We start from the raw sequence: 11,771 nt of genomic DNA, 5'->3' as shown, positions 1-11,771 counted from the left end.
CTCCTCATCGTATTTGACCCTGAGATCCGGCACGAGAACTGCCTCCCAACCCTTGTCTCCTTTAATGAGTCCAAGAATTGGGAGGCAGTTCACTGCCGGTGCCCCTCCCCTTCTGTTTGCGCTCCCTGCCGGCGCCTGTTTGTCCCATATGTATAGATCGCGCGCATGCGCACGCGCGCGTTGCAAGGGGAGGGTACGAATCCCATCCGGATAAGGGATATTCACAATTCCGACACATATGATGAGGCCATGCAGATGGTTCTCGGGGGGCTGGATTGTCAGAAAAGTGGTGTGGATTTATCCCACCAGCAAACATTTATATAGCCGCAGGTAGAAGCGGTGATTATTGCCTCTTCAGTCAGAAAATCGGTCAAATGGATGCATTCTTTCCCACAAGATGATTTCGCTTAGATCAACACCTGCGGCTTTGGTAGAACGTGGGCTAAGACCATCCCCAAACTCGTTCAGTGGGACTCGGAATTTGGCGATGCAAGATCAACTGCCTATAATCCAACGCCGACAGAGGCCCCCGGGTCGTCGAGGCAGCCGACTCGACGTTCCGCCAAGACCCGGCAGGCTCAGGGCATCGGCATCACGGGTGACTGCGGTTCCCGTGCGACCTCGCAACCGCATACGGCAAGCTCGCGCACCTTGCGGGCCTCGGTGTCGGATAACACACCCCTTAAACAACGCTCACTCCGACAGCCGGGCGAGAACAGAGAACGACACGCATCTCGGCGTCCTCTCTCGTAGCCACGGTTGCACTTGGAGCGTGAACGTAATGAAAGCACAGCACGATGGCGCGCTTGTGGTTCGGGCTGCTATTGCCCAGCGCTGCCTTTTCTGCCTTGCGCTGGCACTTGTCTGCGTGACGGGGCTTACGTCGTCTCAGGCGATCGCCGACGCGCAGGATGTCTCTCCTTCGGTAACTCGCGAGAAAACCGTGGGCATCGGTCTGCAGCGCAGCACGCACGAGGCGCTGGGCCCCTCGTATGCCGCCGCCAAACTCGGAGTCTCTGCGGATGCGACGCTGCATTCGGAAAACGTCGGACGCACGGCTGTGAGCGTGGATGCCTTCGTGGACGAGCCCCCTGCTTATGAGGCTGGCGCGGCGGAGCACGAGGCTGCGTACGAGGACTTCGGGGAGACTGCGTCGGAGGCCGACGTTTCGTACGAGGCCGTTTACGAGGAGCCTGTCTACGAGGAGCCCGTGCCGAGCGAGCCTGTCTACGAGGAGGAGCCCGTCTACGGGGAGCCGGCGTATGAGTGGTACACCGTTCAGGCCTCGGCATACTCCGTCGAGACGAACGGCGGCACGACGACAGCCTCGGGCACGCCGCTCGACGACTGGTCGCTCACCGTGGCCTCGCCGTGGGTGCCGCTGGGCTCCGTCGTCGAGATCGAGTACGCGGGCGTGACGGTGCAGGCGGTCGTCACGGATCGCGGCCCCTACGTCAGCGGGCGCGACCTCGACCTCACGCCGGGCGTCATCGGCGCATTCGGCTTCTCCGACATCTACGACTGGGGCGTGCGAACCGTCAGTTATCGCGTGCTGTAACGCGACCGTTCTCGAGGGCGCCATCCGATGGGGTGGCGCCCGTTTTTTTGTGCGAGCGGGGTCCGTGGCGCTGGCGGGTGAGGCGCCTCTCGGAGGGCGCCGCCTTCTCGGGAGGGTGCTGCTCCCGGGGCCGCGCCATCCCGGTGCGCTGCCCCGAGGTCGCGCTGCCCTCCGGGATGCGGCTCTTCCCCGCACGCTGACGGGGCTCGGGGGCGCGCTCGGCCGGCTTGCCGGGGTTTGCGGGCTCCTCCTCGTATGCCGCGGGGCTCCTGCAGCCATCCGGGCGCCTTGCGGCCAGGAACGGCGCTCGTGTATGCCTTCCGCTGTCATGTGACTTGGCTGGCCATTCGCCACCTGCGGTTTTGCCGTTGGATCGCGACGAGCACGGGAGGGCCCCATACACAGGCGGGATTCCTGGCCGCGCATCGAGGCCTCCCGCACAAAAGGATGCCGCCGGCGGATGCCCCTCCCCACTTCCCATCCCGAAATCCCTGTCATCAGCCGGATTTGTCCGAGCTGATGACGCCCGGCTTCGGACGGGATGGCTATGCTAGGCTCGAAATTGCTGGCACTCTTCGGGGGTGAGGCGGCATTGGCGAGCCGAGGCGAGGAATACGAGCGCAGAGGGTCGCGTGGCCAGCGCATCCTGTGGTGCCTCTGGTTCGCCCTGCTCGTGGTCGCGCCCTACGCCCCGCTCGACGAATACAGCCCGGCGTCGGCTCTGGGGCCCTCCTCGCTCTCCAAGCTGTTCCCCTGGGTGGCCTGCGGTCTCGTCGCGGGCTTGTGGCTCGCCTCGACACGCACGATCAACTTCGTCACGGCTGACCATCGCTGGGCGCGTAGGACGATTGGCATTGCGGGCGTCGTCCTGTCGGCTCTGCTCGTGGGGGCGACGGTGCTCAACACGGGGTTCATGCTGGTTGGAACGGGTTTGCATGAGGGCACGTGGGGCTCGGTGGCGAGCGCGAACCCGGTGGCGTATGCGATCAAGCCTGTCGTGTCGTTCGTGCTGGGAGGCTCCGTAAGCCTGGCCGCCGCATGCGGGTTACTCTGCGGATGGTGCGGCTGGCTCGTATTCCATCCTCTCCTGCTACTCGATCTGACATCCGAAGAGATGCGCGCGAACGGGCCGCTCGATAGGGAACGTCGCCTCACGGAGCGCCTGCGTGCCATGGGCATGCTGGGCGAGGGCCCCGTCTCGCACGCTGTTGTCCGGCGCCGTGTCCTGCTGGTGGGCGCTTGCTTTGTGTTGGGCATCGTGCAACCGCTCAGCTGGATGCTTCTGTTGCCGCACTCGCCGTTTCCCCAGCCGACGCCGCTGCTTGCTCCCGCCGGCGCGGCTAACGTGTGGAGCGCTGCGAGCCTGGGCCTGTTTGTTTGGGCTGTCCCGCTGCCGGCGCTTCTGACGTTCGTGCTTGCCGTGATGTCGTCCAGGGCGTATCTGGAGGCTCCGGGCAGGGCGGGAATTCGTCGGCCGCTGGCGCCTGTGGCGGCACTGTGCGTGGGGGCGCTGGGCTTTCGCGTCATCTCGCGCGTGGCGCCGAATATCCACGCGACGCCTCTGTGGCTGGCGGCGGCTGCGCTGGCGGTGTATGTGGCGCTATATGTCGGGACCATCGTGCTGGCGCGGCAGGCTGAGGGGTGTTCGGGAGATCGGGGCGAGGCCCCAGAAGCAAACGCTGCCGAAGTCGCGAACGAGCCGTCATCCGGCGCGCGCGTCCCACGGACCGCTATCGATCTGCAAGCCGCACTGACGCCGGTGGGGTGGGCGTTTCTGGCGGAACGCGGTCTTACCGAGCAGGAAACGCTGACGCTCTGCGCTCACGTGCTCGGCCTGTCATCGGCAGAGGCAAGCGAGGCCATGGGCGTCGGGAGCCCGACGGTGCGCGAGTACCGTCGTCGCTGTCGGCGCAAGTTTGGCGTGCGGGAGCTCGACGACATCGTGGCCCAGCTGCCTGCGGGCGCGATTGCGGAGCCGGGCGATGTGGGCGCGGACTCGGGAGAGGACGGGCACGATCCGGAGGTCGTCCCGTTACCGTCCGAACCTCTGCGTCCTACGGCGGCCCTGGCACTTGCCGGGCTCATGGCGACGGCTGTGCTCGCTCTGCTTCCGTTTGGTCCGGTCCCGAGCGCATGGTCAGACGTGTGGGCGCTGAGCACGGGCATCGGCGTAGGCATTGCGGCAGGGTGGGCCGCGGGCCTCGTCGCGCGCGTGCTTCCGGGCGGCCCCGCTTGCGGGAGGGCGGTGCCCGTTGCGTGCGCATACGGGCTCGTGCTCGCCGTGGCGTGCCTCGTTGGGGTGCGACTGGGGATCGCCTCGGGTGCGGTGGATGGCACTGCTCGCCGGGCATTGCTCGTCGGGACGACGGCACTGGTCGTGTCGTGTGGCGGAGCCTTGCTCGGCGGAGCGCTACGCGCGACGGGACGAACCCCTCTAACGCGACTCGTCGCCGCGCTTGCCGGGGCGGCTTGCGCGGCTGCCCTCTGCGGAGAGCTGCTGCCAGGAGCGTGGGCGATCGCAACGGTGCTGGCCGCAGCCTGCGGAAGCGTGGGCGCGCTGCGAGAAGCGTTCCTTGCGAGAGGGTATGACGCCCGTCCCGAGACCCGCGAGCCCGTGCCCGCGGAGCTTCGTGCGCGCTCGGGGCGGACGCTACCTCTGTGCTGGGCCTGCGCGGTGGGCTTCTTCGCGTGGCTGTGGGGCGAGACCTGGCGATCCCAGGCGCTTGATTCCGTTCTCGGTGTGCTCCAGTGGGGCGTCCTGGCATGCGAGCTCATCGCGCTCTGGCGCCTGGTGGGGAGGCGTGGCGTCGGGCGTGGTACGGCCTGTCTTGTGGCGGGCGCCGGTGTACTTGTGTGGCTTGTCGCCGGGGCTGGGGAGGCCCTCGTTGTGGGCGGGATGCTGCTTGCTGTGGCGCATGTGCATACGGGCGCCTCCGATAGTGAGGGCAGCTGCGGCGCCGCCCCTGCCGCTAGCCGCAGCCCCCTTCTCACCGGCCCGTTCCCCTGGCACGATGCGCCTGTCCTTGCTGCGTGCGGCATCCTCGGTGGCACGCTGGTTACGAACGCACTGGGCAGCCTCGCGGGTACGCACATCGCGCTGCCGGGGGCCGGCGGAGAGGTGACGCCGGGGGCGCTGGCCATCGCCGCGATAGCGATCGCCCTGGTCCTGACTACGGCCGCCTGCCTGCTCCGGGCACCGAAAGTCCGAACGGATGCCGATCTCGGACTGTCCGACGGGCAGCGCGTGCGCCGGCTTCTCATGGAGCGCGGCCTGTCCGGACGCCAGGTCGACGTGGCGTTGCTCCTGGCAGAGGGACGCACCGTGCGCGAGGCCGCCGACGAGTTGTGCTTCTCGCGCTCGACGATTGCCCAGGCGCGCACGACGATCTACCGAGAGCTCGGGGTCCGCACGCGCGAGGAGCTTGCCGCGCACCTCGACGAGCTAGGGCGCAGGTAGCGGGCGTCATCACTCGCATGCAGCGAGCTTGGGCTGCCTCCGATGACAGACGCGCGGGCTGACGGCGCGTACCGTCAAAGGTGTCGCGCCTCAGTTGGGAGGCGGACGATTCGAAGAGGAGGACACCATGGCAACGAAGCAAGAGTGGGGCAGAACTGCCGTAGTCGCCGGTTTGGGCATCGTGGTTGCGCTGTCGGTGGCGTCTGTTGCGGCTGCGTCATGGGGGTGGGGCGACAGGATAGCGCCTTTGGGACAAATGGCAGGAGCTAGCGAGCCTCAGGCTTCCGCGCGGGGCGAGGAAGACAGGGCGGTAATCGCGGGGGTCGCGACATCTTCAGCGGGAAACGATGGCGTCTCTTCTCCTGACGTCTCGGCCTCGACTCGAAGCGACGGAGCGATGAGCGCTGCCAACGCGCAAGCGAACGAGCTATTTGGGTCCGAGCTTGCGGAGTACGAGGAGCAGCTGGCGCCGTACAGGCAGACGGTGCCGCTCGGCGAGACGTTCGGTCTCGTTAATATAGAGAACGCCCCGCTCGAAGTCACAAACTGGTATACGGGCGAGAAGATCACGGTGGACATGGCCCCGTTTGTGCCGTGGACGGGCACGCTCAACGTCACGTTTCTCGACTCGAAGGTGTACGACTCGATCGAGGCCGCCCAAAGCGAGGTGGAGCTCGGGACCGTGGTCGATGCCGAGCCCGCGAAGGGCCTGGCCAACCCGCAGGTGCTGGTCACGCACGTGAAAGTGACGAACGTGGACGCGACACCTGGTCTTGGGGACGTGAAGGAACAGCTATTCGCAGCGGGCATGTTCGCACCGCGGGCCGACGGCGGGTCTCCCACGGGGGTCACGCCCGACATGGCTGCCTTCGACGGGGTGCCCGAGGGGCTCGAACTCCCGTCCCACGACGTGAATAAGTTCGAGCTGGCGCAGGGCGAGACACGCATCCTGACGCTCAGCTGGTGGGTTTCGGGGGACGAGGTGGACTCCCTGGCCGTGCGCCCCGAGCTGTCGGCCGACAATCCCGGCCCCATCACGTTCGAGCTTGTCCCGTCTTCCCAGCCCGCCGCGTCCGCGTAGCTTGCCTGTGGCGCGTGGTGCTGCGCCCCGTCGCCACCCGCGCGTTGCGATAAGATAGGCGACACCACAGCTAACGCCGCTGGGTGTCGCCTATCTTTGTCTGCGGGTCGCGCGAGCGTCCGAAGGCGGCGCGCCCGGCATGCCCGGCTCTCCATCTCTGCGCGGTCGCGCGCGATCGAAGGGACGCACACGTCATGAGCCTGTTCGACTTCCAGAAGGTCACCGTCAAGCCCGAGACCATGGTGGCGCGCGTGCGCCTAGCCAACGACGCCCCCGTGCGCACGAGCGAGGATCTCGACGCCACGAACCGCGTCTACCAGCTCATGCCCCAGATTGCCGACCACACGTGCATCTGCGACAAGGGCGACAGCTTCCGCTCCGCCCTGGGCGATACGGAGCTCGCCCACCTGCTCGAGCACGTCGCCATCGAGCTGCTCGTGCGTGCCGGCGTGCAGGATGTCTCCGTGGGCCGCACGACGGAGACCGACGAGGACCGCGTGTGGGACATCGAGCTCACCTGCCCCGACGACGCTCTGACGCTCGGCGTGCTCTCCAGCGCCGCCTGGGTCATGGAGTGGGCGTTCACCGGCGGCGCCGAGCCCTCGCCCGACATCGACCACACCGTTGCCGGGCTGCGCGCCCTCGTTGACGGCCTTTCTCAAGAAGCCGCGCCTGTGGCGGAGTAACCTGAGGGCGCAGGGGGTACAAACCCTAGGCGAGAAGGAACTAACCGTACGGGGCTGGGTGCGCCCCGATGACATGGGGAGGTACCCATGAGCAAGAGCGGATTTCTCGGCTTCATCGCCGGCACGGTGACGGGCGCTGCCCTCGGCCTCGTCGCGGGCATCTTGATGGCCCCGCGCGCTGGCGCCGAGACGCGCACGATGGTTGGCGAGGCGGCAACGGACGCCTGGGGCAACGTCGTGGATGCTTACAAGCAGGGCGTCGACCAGGTGAGCAGCGATGTCGACGCAAAGAGCGACGAGCTGCGCGAGAAGGTCGACCAGGCGCGCGCTCGTATGGATCAGATCCGTTCGTCGCTCAGCGAGAACGTGAACCAGGTGGCCGAGAAGGTTAACTCTGCGGTCCAGGGCGTCAAGGACGCTGCCGAGCAGGCGGGGCACACGGTCGAGGCGCAGGGCGTCGAGGTCAGCGAGCCCGCAGCGACGCCCGCCAACTAGGCTCGGGACCTCGCGGGAATAGCACTGACGTGAGAGAACGCGAGCCGGCTGGCCCGAAAGGCCGGTCGGCTCGCCTGGCATGAGGCCCGGGTGCGGGCCTCGATCGCATAAAAGGGGATTGGACAGATGCTCACCACCAGAGAGGTCAAGGGCGTCCGCGTCTGCCGTGCGCCAAAGCCCGGCAAGGAGTTCACGAAGGACGGCATGCCGCGCCGCGGCCGCAAGATCGGCAAGATCAACAAGACGGTCTTCGACCCGAGTGGCCTGCGCGTCGTGGGCTTCATCATCAAGCGCCCCGACCTGCTCTGGATGTTCAAGCGCTCCGATCGCTTCCTCGCGCTCGACGCCATCTCGATCGACGACGGTGTCATCAACTTCACGAAGGGCATGGACAGCTGGGACGATCGCGCCATCAAGCGCATGGGCATCGACTACGACACGTGCATCATCTGGGAGGGCATGCCCGTCCACACGAAGTCGGGCGAGGACCTGGGCCGCGTCGACGACATTTCGTTTGACGAGGCGACGGGCGATGTCGAGTCGCTGTTCCTCGACGACGGCGGCACGGCGCGCGCTCTGGTCGGCGCCATCGAGATCCCGCGCGACATGATGGTGGGCTACAAGGACGACTGGCTCGTCGTGACGGACGAGGCGGCCCAGTGCAGGCTGACGGGCGGCTTGGCTGCCAAGGCCGGCGAGGCCACGGCGCGCGCGACGATCGCGGCGAAGAAGGGCGCGAAGTCGGCGGGCAAGGTGGTCAGCAAGGCGTCCGAGGCAACAGGCGACGCAGTGGCGGCCGGCATCGAGGCAGGCAGCTACGGCATCGGCCGCGGGCTCGGACGACTCAAGAAGTCGTTCACGGGTGCGGCGGACGAGTTCCGCAAGGCAGCGCCCGCGCCCGCCAAGAAGGCGAGCTCCTCGAGTACGAAGAGCACCGCGACTGGGAAGAACCCCGCTGGTACGAAGAGCGCTTCGGGGAAGACGACGAGTGCGGGTACGAAGGCGAGCCCCGCGGGTACGAAGAGCTCCACTGGCACGAAGAGCACGGCGAGCGGGAAGACGGCGGGCGCGAGTGCGAAGGGCGCCGCGGGCACGAAGGCGAGCTCTGCGGGCACGAAGAGCCCCGCGAGCGCGAAGAGCACGGCGAGCGGGAAGACGGCGGGCGCGGGCACGAAGAGCTCGGCGAGCAAGACGAGTGCGGCGCCCAAGGCTGGCAAGGCCGCGAGCACCGCGGGCACCGCGAAGGCGGGTACGAGCAAGGCTGCGTCGACCAGCGCGGCAAAGCCTGCGTCGACCACCACGAAGGCCAAGGCGTCCTCGTCGACGTCGAAGTCTGCGAGCGGGGCCGGTGCCGCGAAGGCGGGCGCAAGCAAGGCCGCGTCTGCCTCGAAGGCTGGCGCGGGCGAGAAGGGCGAGGCAAAGGCTGCCGCCAAGCCGAAGGCCACATCTGCGGGCAAGGTAGCGGGTGCGAAGTCTGCGAGCTCTTCCAAGCCGAAGGCCTCGACCGCAAAGGCCTCCGCGAAGGATGCTGCTGCCGAGGCGGCGAAGCCTGCGGCTTCCAAGACGCCCTCTGCCGGGAAGGTATCGGGAGCGGACGACGTTCAGACTGCCAAGAAGGCCGCCCCCGCGAAGGTGCCGGCAGAGATGGGCGAGCCAGCGGCTCCGGCCAAGAGCGCGGCGCCCAGCACCCCGGCTACAGAAACGCAGGAAGACTAGGCGAGGGGCACGGGCGCGCCGGCGATGCGCGCCCGCGCCCTCCTTCTGCAAACGGTGATATCTCGATTTCCTCTGGGGGCAGGTAGAGCCCCCAGCTTCTTTTCTGGACGAATGCATAGCTTGAGGCGCCCGGCGAAGCGCGGCCCCTCTTCTGCAGGGGCGAACTTTGCGTTTGTGCGAAGTCTTGCAAAACCTGGGGCTGGAAATGGGCGCGTATTGCGGTCGTGCAAGGTTTGTGCGGCTATCCGGGCGCCCGGCTTGCGGAGGGCATCCCCTCCCAAACTCGTCTACCTGCGGTTTCCCTAAGAAGCAGCGCTCTGCCCGACTGCGGCGATCCCTGCAAACCCAGCACAACCGAAGTTCGGGGTCAATTTGGGGGCTCTGTTTCGCAAAACCTAGCACAACTGCAAAACGCGCCCGCTTTCGTGTGCCTCCCCGCCGGTGTTGCCCGCCCGAGCTGAGGCTCCCGTTTGCTTCTTCGGTGAAGCTGATTGCGGTGTCGGCCGGCATTCTGCCTTCGGGACTTTCTCAGGCCCGGAGGGGGTGCAGGTCGAGGCGCCGCGTGGGCCGTGAACCTGCAAAAAAGCCGCTTTTGGCATGATTACCTTGCTTTTCAGTAAGATTTGACAATGCCATCGATTCGCTCCATAGTTGAAGAATCTGCGCGCGCCGCATATGGGGATGGCGCACGCGCACAAGAAGCCAAAACGCAGAAACGGATGTGCTCCCATGGCGAACTCACGCGGCCGCGATACCGGCGACTGGAACCAGCACGACGACTCTCCCTACGCCTCCGGTTCGTCCCGGTCGGCGCAGGGCTCGCCGTACAGCCGGAACAGCCGCAGCGCCTATGATCGTGGCGCGTACAGCCAGGGTGGCGCGGGCTACGGCGACCCCTACGAGCAGGGTGCGCAGTCTTCTGGCGAGGACCCCTACGCCGTCCCCGCCGCCGGGCGCTCCCGCTCCCGCGGCGCCTCCTCGGCGCGCTCCGGCCGCGTCTACCAGGAGGGCCGCGGCACGGCGTACTCCTCGACGCGTCCCTCCGCCGGCCGCGCCGCCGGCGTGCGCCCCGTCACGGGAGGCGAGTACGTCCCCGGCCTGAACAGCGGCGGCGGGCGGGGCGGCCTGACGCGCCGCCAGATGGTCGCGGGCGGCTGCGCGATCGGCCTGGTGGCGCTGCTGGGCGTGGGCGGCGTCACGTGGTGGACGCACCGCGCCGTGGCCTGCGAGGTCAACGGCACCCAGCGTGACGTGCCGGTGAGCTCGACGGCGCAGGACCTCATCAAGCGCGGCTACGCCTACCCGGCCGCCGGCAACCTCGTCTCCATCTCCGACGAGGCCAACCCCGCCGTGGTCCTGGAGCAGGGCGGTGGCAACCCCTACAAGCTCGTCGTCAACGGCCAGGAGGTCGACCCGGAGTCCTACCGCGTCGGCGAGGGCGACCAGATCGAGTTCCAGAACGGCACCGACGTCGTCGAGGAGTCCACGAAGACCGAGACGCGCACCCAGCCGGCCGGCGTGCAGTTCCGCGCCCCTGACGGCACGCTCATGGACCCCAATGACGGCAACACCTACTACCTGAGCACGATCGGCTGCGTGGCGCAGTGGGGCAGGGAGGGCGTCGAGACCGTCGAGACGGGCAACGTCTCGGGGCGCGTCATCAACCACGGCGTGACGCAGGAGGCCCAGGACCTCATCATCGCCGCCACGCACATCAACCCGCAGGGCGAGCGCCCCATGGTCGCGCTGACGTTCGACGACGGCCCGGCCGACCCCTACACGGCGCAGTACCTCGACATCCTCGCCCAGTACGGCGCCAAGGCCACGTTCTTCAACCTCGGCGACAACGCCCTGGCCTACCCGGAGCTGTGCAAGCGCTGCGTCGACGAGGGGCACCAGATGGCGAGCCACACCAACTCGCATCAGAATTTGCCGCAGCTCCCCGTCGACCAGATGAAGGCGGAGGTCTCCTCGGCGTACGACTCCATCGAGTCGTCGTGCGGCGTGCGCCCCGTCGTCATTCGCCCGCCGTATGGCGAGTACTACTGCAAGAACTTCCTGCAGACGCTGGGGGAGATGACGTACTCGGCCTATTGGACGGTCGACTCGGAGGACTGGCGCGTCGCAGGCCAGGGGCAGGCGGGTGCCGATGCCATTATCGCCAACTGCACGAAGGGGCTCGACGCCACGAACTACAACGGGGCCGTCATCCTGATGCACGACGGCGGTGGCGATCGCAGTTGCGACGTCATGGCGCTGCCGACGCTCATCGAGACGTTCCAGAACCTGGGCTACCAGTTCGTGACGATGGACGAGCTCATCGCGGCCGACCCGGCGATCCCCGCGTGGGTGAGCAGCGGCGATCCCTCCATCCCCGCCGACGCCGTCATCCCCGACCTCACGCCGTACATCTAGGAAGAGCCGGCTCATAGGGCCGAAACCGGCTTCCTCATCCAGAAAGCGGCGGATCGAGCGCGGACGTGCTCTCACTTTGAGGGTACGCCCGCGTTTTTTTCGGCGCTGCGAAGCCGGGCTGTCGGCGAACTGCCGCACTGTGGACAAGATTCGCTGTCGTGTATGCCCATGATGCGATGCGCAGCACCGGCACGAGGTGAATGCGCAGGCTGGCTCGTCGGATTATCCCGCCGATGGGGACGCGACACCTCCGATCAGTGCACGAGGGGGGTGCGGCAGGAAGTTGGACCGGGGGATTACCCGGTCGGGACGGAGGCCGCGTGTACAGCGACAGGGAGAGGGCGTTCCACGTCCAGAGGATGT

General features: G+C 67.3%; 7 protein-coding genes. All 7 read left to right on the top strand.

The window, feature by feature from the left end; translation table 11 throughout:
* Positions 1 to 781 precede the first annotated feature (781 nt).
* The 7 genes from KHZ24_11720 (at position 782) to KHZ24_11690 (ending at position 11,408) form a co-directional block, all read left to right on the top strand.
* A complete protein-coding gene (locus KHZ24_11720; GenBank protein ID MBS5451854.1) occupies positions 782 to 1,558 on the top strand; it encodes a hypothetical protein in 777 nt (258 codons plus the stop codon).
* 547 nt (positions 1,559 to 2,105) lie between these two features.
* The gene (locus KHZ24_11715; protein MBS5451853.1) at positions 2,106 to 5,015 is read left to right on the top strand and encodes a helix-turn-helix transcriptional regulator; all 2,910 of its coding nucleotides are present in this window, start codon (positions 2,106 to 2,108) and stop codon (positions 5,013 to 5,015) included.
* Positions 5,016 to 5,412: 397 nt separating this feature from the next.
* Positions 5,413 to 6,096: a hypothetical protein gene (locus tag KHZ24_11710; GenBank protein ID MBS5451852.1), complete on the top strand. Its 684-nt coding sequence runs from the start codon at positions 5,413 to 5,415 to the stop codon at positions 6,094 to 6,096.
* Between the two features lie 194 nt (positions 6,097 to 6,290).
* Positions 6,291 to 6,782: a hypothetical protein gene (locus KHZ24_11705; protein MBS5451851.1), complete on the top strand. Its 492-nt coding sequence runs from the start codon at positions 6,291 to 6,293 to the stop codon at positions 6,780 to 6,782.
* An 87-nt stretch (positions 6,783 to 6,869) separates the two neighbouring features.
* A complete protein-coding gene (locus tag KHZ24_11700) occupies positions 6,870 to 7,277 on the top strand; it encodes a YtxH domain-containing protein (GenBank protein ID MBS5451850.1) in 408 nt (135 codons plus the stop codon).
* Positions 7,278 to 7,403: 126 nt separating this feature from the next.
* A complete protein-coding gene (locus KHZ24_11695; GenBank protein MBS5451849.1) occupies positions 7,404 to 8,993 on the top strand; it encodes a PRC-barrel domain-containing protein in 1,590 nt (529 codons plus the stop codon).
* 729 nt (positions 8,994 to 9,722) lie between these two features.
* A complete protein-coding gene (locus KHZ24_11690; protein ID MBS5451848.1) occupies positions 9,723 to 11,408 on the top strand; it encodes a polysaccharide deacetylase family protein in 1,686 nt (561 codons plus the stop codon).
* Positions 11,409 to 11,771 lie beyond the last annotated feature (363 nt).

It is taken from the genome of Coriobacteriia bacterium, from assembly GCA_018368455.1.
Taxonomy (GTDB): domain Bacteria; phylum Actinomycetota; class Coriobacteriia; order Coriobacteriales; family UMGS124; genus JAGZEG01.
This window is presented reverse-complemented; position numbering and strand designations above follow the sequence as displayed.